Raw genomic sequence first — 19,344 nt, 5'->3', positions numbered from 1 at the left:
TCACGCCTCGGTCTGGCCGAGCTCGGGACGAGCGACGAAGCGGACGGCCGCCGATGCCGCACCGACGGTCTCGAAGATCACCAGCTCGTTCTCGCCGGAGCGCACGACGGGCGCGGGCACGTACATCGTGCGCTGCGGCCCGCGGCTCCAGTACCGCCCGAGGTTCACGCCGTTCACCCACACGACGCCCTTGGTCCAGCCGGGCAACGACAGCTGCAGGTCGGCGGCCTCGTCGAGCGTGAACGTGCCGCTCGCGAACACCGGGCCCGAGAGGGGCGCCGCGCCGCGGGCGGAGTCGGCGACGGGCGCGGAGTCGAGCACCGCGCGAACGGGCTCGAGGTCGTCGAGCAGGATCGAGCCGGCCGACCAGCCGGTGAGCGGCACGCCGTCGAGCGTCGCGGGTGCGATGAGCCCCTTGGCCTCGCCGAGTCGGGGTCCGTAGTTCACCCCGCCGAGGTTCTCGACGAGCACGGTCAGCTCGCCACGTGCCCCGTCCGGCAGCGGCAGCACCCGCTCGTGCAGTTCGCGGTCGAGCGTGCCGACCAGTGCCCCGTCGAAGTAGACCTGGGCACGGTCGCGAACCTCGCCGAACGCGAGGAGGCCGCCGTGCTCGATGCGCGTCGAATAGCACGAGAAGCCTCGCGTCGACTCGAACTCCGCCGCGACCGGCAGGTGCTCGAAGGGCCGCGACGCGACGATCGGCACGGACCAGAGCGCGGCGCTCCGGTCGAGGAGCACGTCGAGCTCGGGGGCATCCGCTCGCTCGGCCGGCACCTCGTCGGGAACGGGCCCGTACTTCGCGATGACCTCGCGGAACCGCCAGTACTTCTCGGTCGGCGTGCCGTCTTCGGCGAGCGGGGCGTCGTAGTCGTACGACGTCGCGATCGCGCGGTAGGTGCCCTTGTCGTTCGCACCGTTGGTGAAGGCGAAGTTCGTGCCGCCGTGGAACATGTAGACGTTGACGGATGCCCCGGCCGCGAGCAACTCGTCGAGCTCGCGGGCCGATTCCTCCGCCGAGGTCGTGTGGTGGATCTCGCCCCAGCTGTCGAACCACCCGCACCAGAACTCGGAGCACATGAGCGGTCCGGTCGGCTGATGGCGCCGCAGGGTGGCGAGCCGCTCCCCGACGCGAGAGCCGAAGGATCCGGTGCGGTGCAGGCCGTCGAGGCTGCCGTGCTCGAGCATCTGCTCGAGCGGCTGGTCGACCGTGGTCAGCGGCACGTCGATGCCGTGCTCGCGCGTCAGCTCGGTGAGCCGGCGGAGGTAGTCCTTGTCGGCGCCGTACGCGCCGTACTCGTTCTCGACCTGCACGAGGATCACGGGGCCGTCGTGCTGGACCTGGCGCGGCTGCACGATGGCGTAGACCGCATCGAGGTACTCGGTCACGGCGTCGAGGTACGCGGCGTCGTGCGAGCGCAGCACGATCGCGTCGTCGGCGATGAGCCAGGAGGGCAGGCCGCCGTCGTGCCACTCGGCGCAGATGTAGGGGCCGGGGCGCACGATCGCGTGCATGCCCTCGGCGTGAACGAGGTCGAGGAAACGTGCGAGGTCGAGCTGGCCCGAGGTGCGGAACTCGCCGCGCGTCGGGGAGTGCTCGTTCCACGGCACGTACGTCTCGATGGTATTCAGGCCCATGAGCCGGGCCTTGCGGATGCGATCACGCCACTGGTCGGGGTGCACCCGGAAGTAGTGGAGTGCACCGGCGAGCACGCGGTACGGCGAGCCGTCGAGGAGGAAGTCGGTGTCACCGATGGAAAACGTGGGCATTTCGCTGATCCTGGTTCGAGAAACGGACCGCGGGGCAGCCGCCGTGACGGCGTCTGCCCCGCGGAGTGATGCGTTGGTGCTACTTGTTGACCGAGAAGCCCTGCTCGTTGCCGTACTCGACGAGCGTGTCCTGCCAGGCGACGAGCGCCTCGTTCAGGTCGCCGCCCGAGCCGAGCGCCTTGCCGACGGAGTCGGAGAAGACGTTGTTGGCGTAGCCCTGGTAGGGCAGGTACTGCCATCCGGTGATGACGGACTCGGCAGAGGCCGCACCGACCTGGTTGGCGGGCTGGTCGCTGTACCCGGGGAACGGAGCGTCGAGCCACTCGGGGTTCTCGAGGTCGGCGATGGTCGACGGGAAGCCGTTCGCGTTCAGCAGTGCACGACCGTCACCCTCGGCGAGGTACTTGAGGATGCCGGCTGCTGCAGCCTTGTGCTCGCTCTGCGAGGTGACCGAGAGTCCGCTGCCGCCGTTCTCGGCGGAGGCCGGCTGACCGTCCCACGTCGGCATCGGAGCGACCTGGAAGCGCCCTGCGGGGCCGTAGTCCTCCATGCCGCCGCTGATCATCCAGGAGCCCATGAGCAGGGTGCCCAGCTTGTCCTGCGTGAGGGCCTTGGTCCACTCGTCCGACCAGGTCGCGAGACCCGAGAGCTCGCCGGCGTTGAGACGGTCGCTCCAGAAGTCCGCGAACTTCTTGGTGCCCTCGTCCTGCAGGTCGATGGTGACGTTCTCGCCGTCGGTCTTGAACGGCTGGCCGCCCGACGCCCAGATCATGCTGGTGAAGAAGCCCGCGTCGCCGCTGTTCGCGATGTAGGCCTCGGGGTCTGCTGCGTGGATCGCCGCGGAAGCCGTTGCGAACTCGTCCCACGTCGTGGGGGCCTCGGTGATGCCGGCCTTCTCGTACAGGGCCTTGTTGTAGATCATGACCATGGGGCCGGAGTCGCCGGGCAGGCCGACGAGCTGGTCCTGCACGTTCACCGAGTTCCACGTCGACGCCGTGAAGGCGTCCTCGTACTCGGCGAGGCCGTACGGGGTCAGGTCGGCGAGGGCCTTGCCGAGGGTCAGCTGCGGCATCGTCTGGTACTCGACGGGCACGATGTCGGGAGCGCCCTTGCCCGCCTTGATGGCGTTCTGGAGCTTCGTGACGACGGCGTCGGGGTTCTCGAGCTTGACGACGTCGAACGTGACGTTCGGGTACACCTCGGAGATGGCGTCGGCCTGCTCCTGGGTGGTGTCGCTCCAGGTCCACCAGGTGAGCGTGACGTCTTCCTTGAGCGCCGCGTCGGTGTCGGTCGAGCCGCTGTCGGCGCCCGGAGCTGCGCCACTGCAGCCTGCGAGCACTCCGACGAGCAGTGCACCGGTGCCGACGACGGCCCCGAGACGCGCCCATCGGCGGGTGGTGATCTTTTCCATTGCTGTGATTCCCTTTCGCTTGGTGTGTGAGGGTGGTGCGCCGGACGGACCGGAGGTACCGGGTCGGGCCGGTGGTACCGGTCGAGCCGGACTACTTGACGCTTCCGGCGGTCAGACCCGACTGCCAGTAGCGCTGGAGATAGAGGAACGCCGCCGAGATCGGGATGACGGTGAGCAGGGACCCCGTGATGACGAGGTTCGGCACGGCCTGGCCGCCGATCGCGCTCGACTGCGCCGCCCACTGGGCGAGGCCGACCGGCAGCGGGTACCACTGCGCGTCGCTCAGCATGATGAGTGGGAGGAAGTAATTGTTCCAGGTCGCGACGACCGTGAACATCAGCACCGTGATCAGTGCCGGCGCGAGCTGGCGCAGCGCGATCACGAAGAAGATGCGGATCTCGCCGGCGCCGTCGAGGCGGGCGGCCTCGAGCAGCTCGTCGGGGATCGCCTCACGGGCGTACACCCACACGAGGTAGAGCCCGAAGGCGCTGACCATCGAGGGGATGATGACCGACCACGGCGTGTTCGTCAGTCCGAGCCCGCTGAAGAGCAGGAACTGCGGCACGGCGAGCGCGGAGGCCGGAATCGCCATGGCACCCAGGATGATCGCGAACACCCACTTGCGGCCCGGGAAGTTGTACTTCGCCAGCCCGTACCCGGCCAGCGTCGCGAGCAGGGTGGCCCCACCCGCACCGACGACGACGTAGACGAGCGTGTTGCCGAGCCAGCGCAGGAAGATGCCGTCCTTGTAGGTGAACGTGTCGACGATGTTCTGGAAGAGGGCGAACTCGCCGCTGAACCAGAAGGCGAAGGAGTTGTAGAGCGAGTCCATCGTCTTCGTCGAGTTCACCACGAGCCACCACAGCGGCACGAGGCAGTAGAGCAGCATCAGCGTCATCAGGATGCCGAGCGTCACGGAGGCGCGCTTGTGGCGGGGCGTGACCGTCTTCGCCCGCTTGGTCTCCGTGCGCGCGACCTTGCCGCTCGCGAGCCGGCTCGGTGCGCGGCCCGACCGGGCCGCCGTGTCGACGGCGCTCATGACTTCGTCTCGTTCTTCTCGCCCGCGAGCTGCACGAGGTAGGCGACGACCATGGTGATGACTCCCGAGACGATCGCGATCGCGGCGGCGTAGTTGAACTGCGAGCCGGCGAACGACAGGTTGAAGGCGTAGAGGTTCGGCGTGAAGTAGGTGGTGATCGAGTTGGGCGCGATCGTCTGCAGGATCGACGGCTCGTTGAAGAGCTGGAAGCTGCCGATCACCGAGAAGATCGTGGCGATGACCATCGCGCCCCGGATCGACGGGAGCTTGATCGAGAAGATGGTGCGGAAGGTGCCTGCACCGTCGATCTCGGCCGCCTCGTAGAGGTCTTGCGGCACCGCCTTCAGCGCGGAGAAGAAGATGAGCATGTTGTAGCCGACGAACTCCCACGTGACGATGTTGCCGATCGACAGCAGGATGAAGTTCTCGGCGAGCGGAGACGGCAGCTCGACGCCGAAGAAGCGGTTGATGTCGGCAACGAGTCCGAACTGCGAGCCGTACATGTAGCCCCAGATCATGACCGCGACGACGCCGGGCACCGCGTAGGGCAGGAAGATCGACAGGCGGTAGAACGGCACCCAGCGGAGCCGCGCGCTGTCGAGCGCCAGGGCAGCGAACAGCGCCAGCCCGAGCATGATCGGCACCTGCACGAGCAGGAAGATCGAGACCCGGAGCATGGCCTCCCAGAACTTCGGGTCGACCATCGCCTTCGCGTAGTTCTCGAGCCCGACGAACGAGTTGCCGCCCATGAGGGTCTCGCGGAACAGCGACAGGTACATCGCATACAGCAGGGGCGCGACGAAGACGAGCCCGAAGATGAGCATGAACGGGCCGACGAACCACCAGCCCGCCCAGTCGCGGCGCGCACGCCTGCGGCGACCGCCCTTTGACGCGGTGCCGGTCGTGGCAACCGTCGCGTACGTCTCGGTCGAGACACCTGCAGGGGGTTGGGCGTGAACATGGGCCACGGTCATCGGTGGCCTCGTCTCGCGCCTCGGGTAGGCGACGTCTTCGTCATGCGCGTACGCACTCCTTCGTGAATGTTTGCGTTCCCATCGGAGTATAGGCGAAGATGATGTTTGCGCAAACAGACTTGAGGAATCCAAAGGTCACAATGACGTCACGCAGCTCGCAGATCCGCGTGGCCACAGGGATCCACCAGCCTCCTCCGGCCTTGTTCTGCGATTGAATGACGAGTGGCGATTCCCGCTCGCCGCCACACCAGGTCCGTAGACAACCTCCGACACCGCCGTTTGGATGCACGCATGATCACCACCCTCCACGTCGTCTTCAAGACGCACCTCGACCTCGGCTTCACCGACACCGCCGCGAACGTCACCGACCGGTACGTGCACGAATACCTGCCGCGCGCGATCGCGCTCGCCGAGGAGCTCGAGCGCCGGGGCGGGCCCGCTCGCTTCATCTGGACCACGGGGTCCTGGCTGATTCACGAGGCGCTGCGCCTCGGCGACGCCGACGAACGCGCGGCGCTCGAGGCGGCGATCCGCGCCGGTCACGTGACCTGGCACGGCCTTCCGTTGACGACGCACACCGAGAGCATGGACGCCGGCCTCGTCGAACACGGCATCGCGATCGGCCGCAAGCTCGACGCCCGCTTCGGCCACCGCACGCTGGCGGCGAAGATGACGGATGTCCCGGGCCACACGATCGGCCTCGTGCCCTTCCTCGCCCGGGGCGGCCTCGACTTCCTGCACCTCGGGGTCAACGGGGCGTCCGCGGTGCCCGACGTGCCCGAGTTCTTCGTCTGGCGTGCCCCCGACGGCAGCGAGGTGGTCGTCAACTACGCGCAGAGCTACGGCGCCACCGAGCTCGGCGTGGCGGTGGTGCCGGGTGGCACGTCCGCCCTCCACCTCGCGCACACCGGCGACAACTTCGGCCCCCCTCCGGTCGAGGAGGTCGAAGCGCTCTTCGCCGAGCTCCAGGCCGCCTATCCCGGTGCGGAGGTGATCGCTTCGACGCTCGACGCCTTCAGCCGCGAGGCCGTGGCATCGCGTGCGAGCCTGCCGGTGCTCGAGCAGGAGATCGGCGACTCCTGGATCCACGGGATCGCCAGCGACCCGGTGCAGACCGCACGATTCCGCGCGCTGCTGCGGCTGCGCACCGCGTGGATCGCGGCCGGCGCGCTCGTGCCCGGCACCGAGGAGTGCGACGCGTTCAGCGACGGGCTGCTGCTCGTGCCCGAGCACACGTGGGGCGAAGACCTGAAGACCTACCTGCCCGACTACGTGAACTACGAGAAGGCCGACTTCCAGCGCGCCCGTGAGGCCGACGTCGTCGACCCGGCCGCGAACCCCGCCGAGTTCGACGAGTACGCCTGGGCCTACACCGAGCACCCGAGCCCGCAGGGGCTCGCGTACTCGGCCTTCGAACGCTCGTGGGCCGAGCAGCGCGCCCACCTCGACCGCGCACTCGCCGCGCTCTCGCCCGAACGCCGGGCCGAGGCCGAGGCGGCGATCGCCGGGACCGTCCCGCACGACGTCGACCCGAGCGCGACGGCGAGCGCCGAACCGATCGGCCTCGACGCCGAGCTGAGCGTCGGCCGCTTCCGCGTGCGCTTCGGCGACGACGGGTCCCTCGTCTCGCTGATCGACGGCGACGGCACGGAATGGGCGGGGCCGGAGCATCCGCTCGCCGCCTACCGCTACGAGACGTTCGACGAACGCGACGAGGCGCGCTGGATGCGGGAGTACTGCCGTGACATGAAGGCGAACGGCATGTGGGCGGTGCCCGACCAGTCGAAGCCGGGCCTCGCGATCGCCGAGACGCTGCCCGCCACGACGTTCGCGCCGCGCGTGACGTCGGCCGAGCGGTTCGACGACGGCACCGACACGGTCGTGGTGCTGCGCCTCGCGCTGCCCGACGCGGCGTGCGAGGCATGGGGCGGGCCACGCGACATCCGTCTCGCCTATCGCTTCCCGGCCGAGCCGGGCCCCATCGAGGTCACGCTCGACCTCCGCGACAAGGACGCCTCGCGTCTGCCCGAGGCGAGCTGGCTCGGCTTCCGCCCGCTCACCGAGCCCGGCGCGTGGCGGCTCACGAAGCTCGAGACGCCGGTCGACCCGCAGTCGGTCGTGCGGAATGGCAACCGCAGCCTGCACGCGGTCGCCGAGGTCGCGCACACCGCGGCGAAGACCTTCTCGCTGCGGCCCGTCGACGCCGCACTCGTCGCGGTCGGCCGCCCCGCGCTCTACCGGTTCGACAACACGGTGCCCGACCCGAACGACGGCATGCACGTGAACCTGCACAACAACATGTGGGGCACGAACTTCACGATGTGGTTCGACGACGACCTGCGATTCCGCTTCGTGCTCGACCTCGGCACCGGCGCCGGAGTCGCACGGTGACCGCCTCGATCGTGACCAGTCCCCCGGTCGTCATGGCGCCGCGCTCCGACGGCTTCGAGGTCGTCTGGGGCGTCGGCCGCCTGAGCCGAGGGTGGCTCGAGTGGGAGGCCGACGGGTCGCACGGCACCGTGACGGGTGATGCGTTCGGCATGGTCGCGCAGGGCGACCGGGTGCTGCGCGTGCGCTCGAGCGGATGGCCCGCCGGCACGTCGCTTCGTGTGCGCTCGATCACCGAGGCGGTCGAGGGGCCGGCCGAGCGCTACGAGAGCGAGTGGAAGACGGTGCGCACGTTGGACGCGGCGTCCGACACCGCTCGCTTCGCGGTGTGGAACGACACCCACCAGCGCGACGACACCCTGCAGGCGCTGCACGAGGCCACGCCCGAGGTCGACGTGCTCGTCTGGAACGGCGACCTCTGCAACGACTGGACGGACCCGGCGGAGTTCCCCACGACGGTGCTGAACCCAGCCGGCCTCGATGTGAGCGCGGGCCGACCCCTCGCGATCGTCGTGGGCAACCACGACGTGCGCGGCACGTGGGCGTACCAGCTCGAGGACTTCGTCGCCACACCGGAGGGGCGGCCGTTCACGGCCTTCCGCATCGGGCCGGTCGCGTGCATCGTGCTGCACACCGGCGAGGACAAGCCCGACGACCACCCGACCTTCGAGGGCCGGGTCGCGTTCGATCCGCTGCGCGCCGAGCAGGCGGAGTGGCTCCGCGAGGTGACGGCCCGGCCTGAGATCGCGGATGCCCCGTACCGCGTGGTCTTCTGCCACATCCCGCTGCGCTGGACCGACGAGACCGTGGTCGACTACGACGCCGACGGCTACGACTGGTTCAGCCGGAGGAGCCGCGATGCCTGGCACGACTCGCTCGTCGAGTGGGGCGCCCAGATCATCGTCTCGGGTCACACGCATTACCAGACCTGGCTGCCGGCGACCGAGGAGTTCCCGTACGCCCAGCTCATCAGCGGCGGCCCCGATGCCGAGACGACCTCTGACGAGGCGGCCGCGTGGATCGACGGCGAGGCGAGCGCCGACGAGCTCGTGCTCACCATGCGCGACCTCGGCGGCGCAGTGCTGCACGAGGTGCGCCTCGCGCCGCTCGCCTGACGGCGGAACGAGCAGGGGCCGGGTCGCAGCTGCGACCCGGCCCCTTCCGTCATCCGCCGATCAGCTCAGCGGCTTGCAGAGCAGCGCGTCGGGCACGCCGCCGTGGTTCCACCGGTAGGTGAACGCCACCCCGGCGATGTACTCGCTGTCCTTGCACTGGCCCTTGTAGTTGCCGGGGGCCCAATCGCTCGCGGTCGAGCCGCCACCGGCCGGGCGGTTGTCACCCTTGTCGAACCAGATCAGGCGGCCCTGGTTCGCCGGCAGCGCCGTGGTGCTCGTCGCGCAGACGAGGTTCCACATCGCGGCCTTGGTGCCGCCGCTCGTGCCGAGACTGTAGCCGACTGCGACCTCGCCCGGGTTGCACTGCAGCTTGCTGTAGCCCGAGGCCCAGTCGCTCGTGATGTTGCCCTCGCCGCTCTGCACGCGCGGGTTCGAGGTGGTGATGCCGCCGACGTCGGTGCAGAGCGCCCGGTTGGTGCTCCGCGCGATGCCCTGGAGGCGCTGGCTGTCGGGGCAGGTGCCCTTCCACTGACCCGGCGACCAGTCGCCCGCCTGCAGCATTCGCAACGACGACTGGCTGTCGACGAAGCTGCCGCTGCCGAGCATGTTCCAGCGCGGCACGGATGCCACGGGGCCGGTCTTGCCCGTCGAGTTCACGAGCTTCTTCCACTGCGGGTAGCGCCAGTCGTCGGCGATGCTCAGCTTGGTGCCGTCGGCCTTGTACGCCAGCAGCGAGAAGGTGTCGACGAAGCTGCCGTCATCCCTGGCATGCGCCACGAGCGGCCAGGCCGCGAAGTCGCTGTCGTTCTCGATCAGGATGTCGGTGAAGTTCGCCCACCACGCCTTCTCCTTGTCGTTCGTCTGACCGGCGCCGGTGGTGCCGAACTCGCTGAACCACACGGGTGCGGTGTAGTGCTGGTTGGCCGTGTTGACGAAGGCCGCCCCCTCGGTGACGGAGGCCTTCAGCTCGGCCGCGGTCATGTCGCGGTAGCGCGGGTCGGTGGTCTCGCCGAGTCCGGTCGCGCCGGTGTGGTTCGGGCCGGTGAATCCGTAGATGTGCGCGGCGTAGACGAGCTTGTCGGGGTACGGCAGCGCGTTGGAGAGATTCGCGACCGGCTTCAGGTGCGGCCGCTCGTGGGAGGTCAGGTCGGTCGGGATGCCCTGCCAGTTGATGCCCTCCATGATGACGAGCACCTCGGGGTTCGCCTTCTGGATGGCGACCCCGGCGCGCTGGTACGCCTGGTACAGGTCGTAGTCGTTGCCCCAGCCCCAGTTCGCGTCGTTCAGGATGTCGCGCCGCACCTCGTTGCGGAGGTCCATGCCCACCACGCGCGCGTTGTCCTGGTAGCGCGTCGTGAGCATGACCCAGTCGCTGATCCACTTCTCGGTGGTCTGGCTGCTGTTCCAGCGCTCGTTGCCGTCGTTGGTGCCGCAGCACCAGTGCGAGGTGGTCGTGTGGTTGTTCAGGATGACGGCGAAGCCGTCGGCGGTGAGTGCCGCGACGACCGCGTCGAAGACCTGCAGCGGCGTCTTGCCCTTCAGCTGGGGGTTCGCCGCCACTGCGACATCCGGAACCGGCGCCGTCATGCCGAGCATCTCGTTCGAGAACGACAGGCGGACGCTGTTGATGCCGACGCCGTGGAAGTCGCTCATGAGGGTCGCCATGGGCGCCCGGTCGAGGCCCATCGGGATGTCGTAGCTGATGCCGCTGTTGTGGTTTGCGGGGTCGTTCTTGTCGCCGCTGCCGCTCCAATGGCCCTGCGCGCCGTCCCAGTTCGCCGACTGGAGTTTGAACCGGTCACCGTCGGCGTCGACGATGTACCGGCCGACGGTGCTGAGCGGCCCCGTCCATGATGCCGCGAGCTCGGGACCCGTGAGCACGTCGATCGGATCCTCTGGCGTTGCTGCGTACACGGGACTCGCGACCGAAATCGCGAGGGCTGCGGTCGTGAGTCCGACCGCGACCCGTAGGGTACGACGATGCATTCTGCGAACCTCTCTGTTCTGCCGTTCGCGGCGCCCTTGCCGTGTTGCGAGGCCGCGGCTCCCGACGCTTGACTCCGGTCAGGCTATGGGCGGGAACGAGGCAATGTCAACGCAAACATTCCGTGTTAAGGGAACGTAAACATTCCGGATGCCCCTGACCCGTGCGTTCGTCGCACCGTCGACGTCCACTGGCGCGCAACCGGAGCTCGCCGCCGACTCGTTGACTGGTAAACCGGCGACGAGGATGATCGACGACATGGGCACGAGAACTGCCGCACGACGGCCGCCCCGGCGGCCGGAGTCGAGTCTGACCGAGCGATGGACCACGGTCGACGGCATCGAGCTGTTCTACCGCGAGTCGCCCATGCCACCGGATGCCCCGGCGATGATGCACCTGCACGGGTTCGGCCTCTCCGGCCGGTACCTGCTGCCCACCGCCGAGCGCCTCGCCGATCAGTTCCACACGTTCGTACCCGACCTGCCCGGCTTCGGCCGCAGCGGCAAGGCCGCCGACGCGCTCGACGTGCCCGACCTCGCGCACGCCGCGGCCAGGTTCCTCGACGACCGCGGCATCGAGAAGGTCACGCTCGTCGGCAACTCGATGGGATGCCCCGTCATCCTCGAGTTCGCGCACCACTACCCCGAACGCATCGAACGCGCGGTGCTCGTCTCACCGGCGGGCGGGCTGTACAACCAGCCGCTCCGCCGCGCGGTCGGACAGCTCACCCGCGACGGCCGACGGGAGCCGCCCCGCATGATGAAGGTCGCGGTACCCGACTACCTGCGCTTCGGCGTACCGAGCACATTCAAGATGTTCCGGTCGCTGACGCAGTACCCGACACTCGAGCGACTGCTCGAGCTGCACATCCCGACGCTCGTCGTGATCGGCGACCGGGACCCGTTGATGCCCACCCCCGCCCGCGTGCGGGAAGTCGCCGCCGCGACCGACAGCCACGTGCTGCTCGTGCGCATCGAGGGGGCGGCGCATGCCATCAACTTCAGCCACTCCGGCGAGCTCGCCCACCTGATCCGACTGTTCATGGCCGACCGGCCGATCGTCGACGATCCGGCCTCCCCGGGGCACGCGAGCCTGACCGAGATCCATCGCGGCAAGCACCTGCCGCCGTCGAACGACCCTCGGAACGAGGGCTAGTCGGCGCGCGCCGTGGTCACGCCGTCAGTCGCGCGGCCGTCGCGTCCGGGACATCCGACTGCGCGGTGCTGCGGAAGGTCCACCAGACTGCGACGAGGGCGAACAGGCCGACGACGAGGTAGAGGATGGCGGTGAGCCCGACCAGCGGGGAGGTCTCGCCGTAGCCCGACGAGAACGTCGAGAAGTCCCAGAAGCCGTGCAGCACCATCGCCCACACGAGGGACCCGGTCGTGCGCCGCAGGATGTAGAAGATCGTGCCGCCGAGGAACGCGAACCCGACCTGCTGGGTCGTCGGCAGGAAGCCCTGGCCGGCGAGCACGTTCACGTAGTGCATGAGGGCGAATGCGAGGGTGCTGAGCAACCAGACCCACGGCTCCGAGAGGCGACTGCGCAGGCCCACGAGCAGTAGGCCGCGGGTGGTGAGCTCCTCGGTGAACCCGACGAGCAGCAGCACGATCGATGCGCCGAAGAAGGCCACGTCGTACGCCGCCCAGTCGGTCACCGCGAGGTTCACGACGACCAGCACCGCCATCGCGATCGGGGCGATGATCGGCCAGCGGTGACGACTGCGTGCCGCATCGAAGAGGGCCGGGCGCCACCACCCGAGGAGCGAGGTCGTGATCGCGAGCAGCACGGTGCCGACGATGAGCGAGAGTCCGGCTCCGAGGAACAGGTTCTCGCCGCTGTCGCCGAGCTCGGTGTAGGGCACGCCGGTCAGCCGCTGCATCACGAAGATGACGAGGATGTACCCGACCCAGATCGCGAAGCCGATCCAGACCCGAGGGGTGACGCGCAGCGTGTTGGGCATACTCGAATCCTGCCATGGACGGCGGCACGTCTTTGCACGAGTGCCCAGCGACACCTCGCGCCGCCGCGTCAGCCGGTGACCGGCTCCAGCCGGAGCGTCGTCGCGACCACCTTCGGCCCGACGACGGTGCCGACGATCTTCGGCCCGTACCGGTCATACTTCGCGTGGTACGCAGCGTCGACGGCCTCGTGCACGTCGGCGGGCGGCTCGACGAACGCGACGTCGCGCTCGACACCGCCGGCCCGGATGCGACCGGTGCCGCTCGCCTGCGCACGGCGGAACCACGGGTTGCCCGGCCCGTAGGCGGAGCGCACGTACAGCTCGTCGCCGGCCCTGACGACCCAGATCGTCACGAACGGCCGGAGCGACCCGTCGGCGCGGCGGGAGGCGATCTGCAGCTCCTCGGCGCTGCCGACGCCGTCGAGTTCTTCGGTGGTCCAGGTGGCCATGGGGGTTCCTTCCTCCAGACATGGGGTTCCTTCCCCCAGAACGGATGTCGCGGTGCTCGTGTTCCATCTCACGCCGGAACCGACGCGCGCGGGAGTGACGGGCGTTCCGGGTACCGTCAGCGCCTCCCTGCTCACGCCCCGCGGTCGCGACTCCACTCGAGCAGCCGATCGACCGGCCAGGTCGTGACGATGCGCTCGGCGGGCACTCCGTTCGCCGCGGCCCGTGCGGCGCCGAGCTCGAGGAACGTCAGGTGCCCCGGCGCGTGGGCGTCGCTGTCGATCGAGAACAGGCAGCCCGCGTCGAGCGCGATCGCGATGAGCTCGTCGGGCGGGTCCTGCCGCTCGGGCCGCGAGTTGATCTCGACGGCGACGCCGCGCTCGGCGCACGCCTCGAAGACGGCCCGCGCATCGAAGGTCGACTGCGGCCGGGTGCCGCGCGCGCCCTCGACGAGTCGGCCCGTGCAGTGCCCCAGCACGCTCGTGTGCGGGTCGGCGATGGCGCGCAGCATCCGCTTCGTCATCTCGGGTGCCTCGGTGCGGAGCCTGGAGTGCACGCTCGCGACCACGACGTCGAGGCGGTCCAGCATCTCGGGGGTCTGGTCGAGGGCGCCGTCGAGCAGGATGTCGACCTCGATGCCGCGGAGCAGGCGGATGCCGCTGACCTCCGCCTGCACGTCGGCGATCGCCTGCTGCTGCGCGGTGAGCCGCTCGACGCTCAGACCGTTGGCCACCCGGAGGTTCGGCGAGTGGTCGGTGATCGCGAGGTACTCGAGCCCGAGCGCCTCGGCGGCGCGCGCCATCGTCTCGAGGCTCGTCGTGCCGTCGGACCAGTCGGTGTGGCTGTGCAGGTCGCCGCGCAGTTGCGCCCCGAGACCGGTGCGCGCGCCCTCGGGCGAGAGACCCGCGCGGGTGCGGAGGTCGGCGAGATAGTCGGGCACCGCGCCGTCCGCGGCCTGGGCGATGACGGTGAACGTCGTGTCGCCGATGCCCTTCGCGCGCTGCAGGCGCCCGTCGCCGACGCGCGCCGCGACCTCCTCGGCGCTGAGCGGCCGGATGACCTCGGCCGCCCGCCGGAACGCCTTCGACTTGAAGGCCGATGCACGGTCGCGCTCGAGCAGGAACGCGATCTCCTCGAGTGCCGCCACCGGATCCATCGCCCCATTCTGGCGCGTCGGGAGCGCCCCGGCCAGAGTGCGGCGTCGGCAGCGCCTCCCGTCACACGAGCCGGTGCCGCTTGACACGGCCGCTTCGGTGTCGGTATATCTATACCCCCTAGGGGTATTTAGAAAGGGAGTTCTCATGTCCGCATCCAATCCGCCGACGAAGCGCCGGTGGTTCGGCCTCGCGCTCATCGCGGCGGCCCAGTTCGTCGTCATCATGGACACGTCGATCATCGGCGTCGCCCTGCCCGACATCCAGGCCGAGCTCGGGTTCACGCCGGAGTCCCTGTCGTGGGTGTTCAACGCCTACGTCATCGCCTTCGGCGGCCTGCTGCTCCTCGGCGGCCGGCTCTCCGACGTGTTCGGCGCACGCCGCGTCTTCATCGCCGGCTGGCTGACGCTGGCCTTCGGCAGCGTGCTCGCCGGCGCCGCGAGCGACGTCGGCCTCGAGATCGCCGGTCGCGCCGTGCAGGGCGCGGGCGCCGCACTCATCGCACCTGCCGCACTCACCCTGCTCATGACGCTGTTCGGCGGCACGGCCGACCTCCCGCGCGCCTTCGCGGTCTACGGCGCCGCTGCGCCGATCGGCGGCACCGCCGGGGTCTTCCTCGGCGGCGTGCTCACGGAGTACGCGAGCTGGCCATGGGTCTTCTACGTGACCGTGCCGATCGCCCTGCTCGTCATCGTCCTGACGCCGTTCGCACTCCCCCGGGTCACTGGCGGGCGCGGCCGGGTCGACCTCGCCGGTGCGTTCACCGCGACCGCGGGACTCGCCGCGATCGTCTACGGCGTCGTGCGCGCGCCGGAGGTCGGCTGGGCGTCGGCCGAGACGGTCATCGCCCTCGGCGCCGGCGCCCTGCTGCTCATCGCGTTCTTCGCGATCCAGGCCCGCAGCCGCACGCCGCTGCTGCGCCTCGGCATCTTCCGGGCCCCGCAGCTCGGCGCGGCGAACCTCGCGCAGCTCCTGCTCGGCGCCGCCTGGGTGTCGATGTGGTTCTTCCTGAACCTCTACCTGCAGCAGGTGCTCGGGGCGGGCGCCTTCGCCTCGGGCGCCGCGCTCCTGCCGATGACCGCGCTCATCGTGATCGGCATGGTCGCGGTGGCGCCGCGACTGCAGGCGCGGTTCGGGGCGAAGCCGCTCATCGTCGGCGGGTTCGCGCTGCTCGCGGTCGGACTCGGCTGGCTCGCGCTCGCGCGACCCGACGGCAGCTACGCCGTCGATGTGCTGCCCGCCTCGCTCGTCGCCGCGCTCGGCATGGCGCTCGCGTTCGTGCCGTCGCTCGGCACGGCGATCGGCGCGGCACGCCCGGAGGAGACCGGGGTCGCTTCCGGTCTCGTCAACACCAGCTACCAGATCGGCTCGGCGATCGGCCTCGCGGTGCTGACGGCGGTCGGCGCGGCGGTCACCGGTGCGGTCGCGGGCGGGGCCAGTGGCGCCCCTGCCGGAGCAGCGGATGCCGCCGCGCTCACTGCCGGCTTCTCCTCGGCGTTCATCGGCGCCGCCGTGCTGGCGGTTGCGGGGCTCGTGACATCCGCTGTGCTGCTGCGCAGCGCACCCCGCCCGACGAGCGCACCGGCGGAGGAGCTGGTGGAGGCCTGACCCGGCCGCGTGCTCGTGGGGGCCGCCATCGGCCTCCACGAGCACGGCCCGTCATCAGTAGGTGGGGTACATCTCCATCGCGGTGTCGAAGATGGTGATCATCATCACGACGGTCCACACGACCACGCCGATCGTGATCACCACGGTGAGCGCGATCGCCGCGGCCATCGGCAGGTAGCCGCGACCGGCCTGTCGCCGCACCACGACCGAGCGGCCGATGACGTAGACGAGCGACGAGAGGAACGCCCAGGCCCAGTGGAAGCGGCGCTGGTAGCCCATCCGCGCGAGGGCCGCGTTGTCGAGGGCGGCGAACCAGACGGCGAGGCCGTAGACGATCCATCCGCCGAACGTCGCAGCGAGGTACCACGGGTCGGTGTACGGGCCGAGCGCGGTGAGCATCGGGTCCGTCGACGGCGACATCGACTGCTCCATGTACGCCTGGAAGTCCCAGAAGAAGAGCGGCAGGATCCCGAGCACGGGCAGCGCCACGATCAGCCAGATCCAGATCGTGTCGACCGGGGTGCCCTCGGGCACACGAGCCGTCGGCGCAACGCCGCCGTACGGCGCCGGCTGCCCGGCGTTCGGCACCTGCTGTGAGGCGTACGCCGGCGCGGAGACGTACGCGGGTGCGTACGCCGGAGTCACCGGGGCGACGTACGCGGGTGCGACGGCCTGGGGTACGACGACGGGAGCCACGACCGGCGGAACCGACACCGCCGGTGCCACCTGCTCGACGGGGGCGACGGGCGCCGCCTGCGCGACATGCTCCGTCCACTGCACCCCGTTCCACCAGCGCTGCGCAGCGGTGTCGCTCGGGTCGGGATACCAGCCTGCGGGGGTCGCACGACCTTCGCTCATCGATTCCTCCAGTGGGTTCTCGGACATGCTACGGGTACGCCCGCGGCCGGCCGACGAGCAGACGGATGCCGCTACAGCTCGACGACCGTCATGCCCGAGCCGGCGCCGCCGGCCGTGCCCATCGCCGCGAGAGCGGCGGGCACCTCGTCGAGCGTGATGCGCCGGCCGACGAGCTCGATCGGCCGGAAGTCGCCCGACGCCACCGCGCCGAGCATCGAGGGGTACTCGTGCGCGGCCATGCCGTGGCTGCCGAGGATCTCGAGCTCGCCCGCGATCACCGCGTCCATCGGCATCGCGGCGAGCGCGGAATCTCCGACCATGAGCCCGATCTGCACGTGACGGCCGCGCTTCTTGAGGCTCCGCACCGAGGCGAACGAGGTCTCCGTCGAGCCGAATGCGTCGACCGAGACGTCCACTCCCCCGCCCGAGGCCTCGAGGATCCGCTCGGCCGCACCCTCGCCGCCCTGCAGCGGCACCGCGCCGAGCCCCTCGGCCGCGGCGAGCGCCCCATCCGAGACGTCCACGCCGTAGACCTTCACGCCCGCAGCGACGGCGATCATGATCGCGGAGAGGCCGACCCCGCCGCATCCGTGCACCGCGATCTGCTCGCCCGGGGCGAGACGCGAGCGCGAGACGATCGCCCGGTAGGCGGTCGCGAAGCGGCAGCCGAGCGAGGCGGCTTCGACGAAGCCGAGCGACTCGGGCAGTCGGATGAGGTTCAGTTCGGCCTCGTCGATCGCCACGAACTCGGCGAACGAGCCCCAATGCGTGAACCCGGGCTGCGACTGCTGGTCGCAGACCTGCTCGTTGCCCGTCAGGCATTCGTGGCATCGGCCGCACGCGCAGATGAACGGTGCGGTGACGCGGTCGCCGACGGCCCAGCCCGCCTCGGGGTCGATCTCGGAGCCGAGCACGGCGATCTCGCCGGCGAACTCGTGGCCCGGCACGTGCGGCAGCGACACGGTGTCGTCGTGGCCCATCCAGGCGTGCCAGTCGCTGCGGCAGACCCCGGTGGCGCGAACCCGGATCACGGCGCCGCGCGGCGGGCACTCCGGCTCCGGCACGTCGACGAGTTCGGGGTTCTCACCGAAGGCGTTGAAGAGCACGGCGCGCACAGGAGTCCTTTCCGTTCCGGGTCACGGATGTCGGCGGCACTCACGGCATCGTCGCCGGATCGCGCGCGCGACATCCGCGAGCTTATCGGCCTGCGGAGGCGTGCTCGTACGGCGGCGGCAGGTCGACGCACCGTTCGGGGGCCGGAACGCACGTCCCGCCTCCTCCCGATCGTTCGAACTCCTCCTCACGGCTGGGGCCGGATTGTGTAACAATATGCCATGCGATTCGTGACCGCCGTGCTGCTCGCGGCCGTCTGCTTCGGCACCACGGGCACCGCGCAGGCGCTCGGGCCCGAGGCGAGCGCGGCCTCGGTCGGGGCGGCGCGAATCCTGATCGGCGGCGGCGCCCTCGGGCTGCTCGCGCTGATCCCGATCTTCGCCGGGCGCCGGCGCGGTGCGGCCGGGACACCCGCCGCGCCGGTGGCCGACGTCGCCACGCGGCATCCGCTGCCCGCCTGGCTGCTCGTCGCCATCGGCGCGGCGGGCGTGCTCGCCTACCAGCCGGCCTTCTTCGCCGGCACCGCCGCGAACGGCGTCGCGGTCGGCACGGTCGTGGCGCTCGGCTCCGCGCCCGTCATCACGGGCGGGCTCGACTGGGCGCTCCGGCGCCGCTACCCCGGTCACCGCTGGGCGATCGCCACCGCCGTCGCGACGCTCGGCGTCGGCATCCTCGCCGCGGCGACCGGCGGCGGAGGAGCCGCAGGCGCCGACCCGTTCGGCCTCGCGGCCTCGCTCGGCGCCGGCGCCTCGTATGCGGTCTACACCCTGGCAGCGAAGGCCCTGCTCGACCGCGGCTGGAGCGGAACCTCCAGCATGGGCGCGCTCTTCGGCACCGCAGCGGTCTTCAGCGTCCCCCTGCTCGCGACGACGGATGCCTCGTGGCTCGCGACCGGGCCGGGCCTCGCGATGGCCCTCTGGCTCGGCCTCGTCACGACGACCGTCGCCTACCTGCTCTTCGGCTACGGGCTCGGCGGACTCGCCCCGGCGACGGTCGCCACGCTCACGCTCGCCGAGCCGCTGACCGCCGGCGTGCTCGGCGTCGCACTCCTCGGCGAATCCCTCACCGTCGGGGCGGTGCTCGGGCTGCTCGTGCTCGCGACCGGCATCGTCGTGCTCGCGACGGCGAATCCGGGCCGGCGACCGCGGCTCGTCACGACCTGACCTGCGGACCCGTCGGGGGCTGCGGGGCCATCGCGGGCTGAGACCGGTCCGCGCGTCTCGGGCGACGCGAGTGCGATGCCGGGTGCCCGGGTGCATCGTGTGCCCGGGTACATCGTGTGCCCCGTTTTGGGTAAGGTGCGGATCCTAGCAGCCGAGTAGCGTCAGGGGCAACTTCCTCCCAGAGGAACAAGTCACCGGCTCGTCGACGTGGTTCAGTCGCGAGTCGGCACCGATGCCGGGGCGACCCGGCATGCCCCCGATCGCCCGTACCCGAAGATCGAACCTGCCATGCCTGCATCCCGCCGGCGTTCCCGTCGGCCCCGTAGCGGCCTCTCCGCCAACAGAGAAGCGTCGTCGCGC

At 70.3% G+C, this 19,344-nt stretch carries 15 protein-coding genes; 5 read left to right on the top strand and 10 right to left on the bottom strand.

The features are described 5' to 3' along the window. The 4 genes from BUR99_RS08905 to BUR99_RS08890 all read right to left on the bottom strand — a co-directional run bounded on the left by BUR99_RS08905 (position 1) and on the right by BUR99_RS08890 (position 5,191). Positions 1–1,767, bottom strand: a complete 1,767-nt coding sequence (locus BUR99_RS08905; protein WP_074259982.1) for a glycoside hydrolase family 35 protein — start codon at positions 1,765–1,767, stop codon at positions 1–3. Between the two features lie 79 nt (positions 1,768–1,846). Beyond that, a complete protein-coding gene (locus BUR99_RS08900; RefSeq protein ID WP_074259981.1) occupies positions 1,847–3,178 on the bottom strand; it encodes an extracellular solute-binding protein in 1,332 nt (443 codons plus the stop codon). Positions 3,179–3,269: 91 nt separating this feature from the next. Then, a complete protein-coding gene (locus BUR99_RS08895; RefSeq protein ID WP_084183850.1) occupies positions 3,270–4,217 on the bottom strand; it encodes a carbohydrate ABC transporter permease in 948 nt (315 codons plus the stop codon). Further along, positions 4,214–5,191 (bottom strand): carbohydrate ABC transporter permease, encoded by a 978-nt coding sequence (locus BUR99_RS08890; RefSeq protein WP_074259980.1) that lies wholly within the window; start codon positions 5,189–5,191, stop codon positions 4,214–4,216. Before BUR99_RS08890 ends, BUR99_RS08895 begins: the two co-directional genes overlap by 4 nt. A 291-nt stretch (positions 5,192–5,482) precedes the next feature. Here BUR99_RS08890 and BUR99_RS08885 point away from each other — a divergent pair, with 291 nt between their 5' ends. Beyond that, a complete protein-coding gene (locus BUR99_RS08885; RefSeq protein ID WP_074259979.1) occupies positions 5,483–7,582 on the top strand; it encodes a DUF5054 domain-containing protein in 2,100 nt (699 codons plus the stop codon). After that, on the top strand, positions 7,579–8,694 hold the full coding sequence (locus tag BUR99_RS08880; RefSeq protein WP_074259978.1) for a metallophosphoesterase family protein: 1,116 nt from the start codon (positions 7,579–7,581) through the stop codon (positions 8,692–8,694). The genes BUR99_RS08885 and BUR99_RS08880 overlap by 4 nt, the downstream gene beginning before the upstream one ends. Before the next feature lie 60 nt (positions 8,695–8,754). Here BUR99_RS08880 and BUR99_RS08875 read toward each other — a convergent pair whose 3' ends face one another. Further along, on the bottom strand, positions 8,755–10,680 hold the full coding sequence (locus BUR99_RS08875) for a glycoside hydrolase family 5 protein (protein WP_074259977.1): 1,926 nt from the start codon (positions 10,678–10,680) through the stop codon (positions 8,755–8,757). Positions 10,681–10,936: 256 nt separating this feature from the next. On the opposite strand from BUR99_RS08875, the gene BUR99_RS08870 reads away from it, so the two are divergent. Continuing rightward, positions 10,937–11,833, top strand: a complete 897-nt coding sequence (locus BUR99_RS08870) for an alpha/beta fold hydrolase (RefSeq protein WP_074260322.1) — start codon at positions 10,937–10,939, stop codon at positions 11,831–11,833. 16 nt (positions 11,834–11,849) lie between these two features. On the opposite strand, the gene BUR99_RS08865 is transcribed toward BUR99_RS08870, so the two are convergent. From BUR99_RS08865 to BUR99_RS08855, 3 genes are all read right to left on the bottom strand, one after another. Beyond that, entirely contained in the window at positions 11,850–12,641 is a 792-nt protein-coding gene (locus BUR99_RS08865) for a CPBP family intramembrane glutamic endopeptidase (RefSeq protein WP_084183848.1), read from the bottom strand. A gap of 68 nt (positions 12,642–12,709) precedes the next feature. Beyond that, on the bottom strand, positions 12,710–13,090 hold the full coding sequence (locus BUR99_RS08860; protein WP_074259976.1) for a DUF2255 family protein: 381 nt from the start codon (positions 13,088–13,090) through the stop codon (positions 12,710–12,712). 131 nt (positions 13,091–13,221) lie between these two features. Then, complete coding sequence (locus tag BUR99_RS08855) at positions 13,222–14,244, bottom strand: PHP domain-containing protein (RefSeq protein ID WP_074259975.1); 1,023 nt, start codon at positions 14,242–14,244, stop codon at positions 13,222–13,224. Between the two features lie 145 nt (positions 14,245–14,389). On the opposite strand from BUR99_RS08855, the gene BUR99_RS08850 reads away from it, so the two are divergent. Next, on the top strand, positions 14,390–15,850 hold the full coding sequence (locus tag BUR99_RS08850; RefSeq protein WP_074259974.1) for an MFS transporter: 1,461 nt from the start codon (positions 14,390–14,392) through the stop codon (positions 15,848–15,850). Positions 15,851–15,904: 54 nt separating this feature from the next. On the opposite strand, the gene BUR99_RS08845 is transcribed toward BUR99_RS08850, so the two are convergent. Both BUR99_RS08845 and BUR99_RS08840 read right to left on the bottom strand, forming a co-directional pair. Next, complete coding sequence (locus tag BUR99_RS08845; RefSeq protein WP_074259973.1) at positions 15,905–16,708, bottom strand: DUF2510 domain-containing protein; 804 nt, start codon at positions 16,706–16,708, stop codon at positions 15,905–15,907. Positions 16,709–16,779: 71 nt separating this feature from the next. Further along, positions 16,780–17,823 carry an alcohol dehydrogenase catalytic domain-containing protein gene (locus BUR99_RS08840; protein WP_074259972.1) on the bottom strand — a complete coding sequence of 348 codons (1,044 nt, stop codon included), beginning with the start codon at positions 17,821–17,823 and terminating at the stop codon, positions 16,780–16,782. A gap of 219 nt (positions 17,824–18,042) precedes the next feature. Here BUR99_RS08840 and BUR99_RS08835 point away from each other — a divergent pair, with 219 nt between their 5' ends. Next, a complete protein-coding gene (locus BUR99_RS08835; RefSeq protein ID WP_074259971.1) occupies positions 18,043–18,984 on the top strand; it encodes an EamA family transporter in 942 nt (313 codons plus the stop codon). The last annotated feature ends 360 nt before the right edge of the window (positions 18,985–19,344 follow it).

The organism is Agromyces cerinus subsp. cerinus (genome assembly GCF_900142065.1).
GTDB classification, from domain to species: domain Bacteria; phylum Actinomycetota; class Actinomycetes; order Actinomycetales; family Microbacteriaceae; genus Agromyces; species Agromyces cerinus.
The sequence above is the reverse complement of the archived record's forward strand: the minus strand, read 5'-3'. Positions and strand labels throughout refer to the sequence as shown.

Coding starts and splice junctions, on each gene's coding strand:
- BUR99_RS08890 (WP_074259980.1), bottom strand. CDS start 5,191: ATGACCGTGGCCCATGTTCACGCCCAACCCCCTGCAGGTGTCTCGACC.
- BUR99_RS08905 (WP_074259982.1), bottom strand. CDS start 1,767: ATGCCCACGTTTTCCATCGGTGACACCGACTTCCTCCTCGACGGCTCG.
- BUR99_RS08885 (WP_074259979.1), top strand. CDS start 5,483: ATGATCACCACCCTCCACGTCGTCTTCAAGACGCACCTCGACCTCGGC.
- BUR99_RS08875 (WP_074259977.1), bottom strand. CDS start 10,680: ATGCATCGTCGTACCCTACGGGTCGCGGTCGGACTCACGACCGCAGCC.
- BUR99_RS08860 (WP_074259976.1), bottom strand. CDS start 13,090: ATGGCCACCTGGACCACCGAAGAACTCGACGGCGTCGGCAGCGCCGAG.
- BUR99_RS08870 (WP_074260322.1), top strand. CDS start 10,937: ATGGGCACGAGAACTGCCGCACGACGGCCGCCCCGGCGGCCGGAGTCG.
- BUR99_RS08850 (WP_074259974.1), top strand. CDS start 14,390: ATGTCCGCATCCAATCCGCCGACGAAGCGCCGGTGGTTCGGCCTCGCG.
- BUR99_RS08855 (WP_074259975.1), bottom strand. CDS start 14,244: ATGGATCCGGTGGCGGCACTCGAGGAGATCGCGTTCCTGCTCGAGCGC.
- BUR99_RS08835 (WP_074259971.1), top strand. CDS start 18,043: ATGCGATTCGTGACCGCCGTGCTGCTCGCGGCCGTCTGCTTCGGCACC.
- BUR99_RS08895 (WP_084183850.1), bottom strand. CDS start 4,217: ATGAGCGCCGTCGACACGGCGGCCCGGTCGGGCCGCGCACCGAGCCGG.
- BUR99_RS08865 (WP_084183848.1), bottom strand. CDS start 12,641: ATGCCCAACACGCTGCGCGTCACCCCTCGGGTCTGGATCGGCTTCGCG.
- BUR99_RS08845 (WP_074259973.1), bottom strand. CDS start 16,708: ATGAGCGAAGGTCGTGCGACCCCCGCAGGCTGGTATCCCGACCCGAGC.
- BUR99_RS08900 (WP_074259981.1), bottom strand. CDS start 3,178: ATGGAAAAGATCACCACCCGCCGATGGGCGCGTCTCGGGGCCGTCGTC.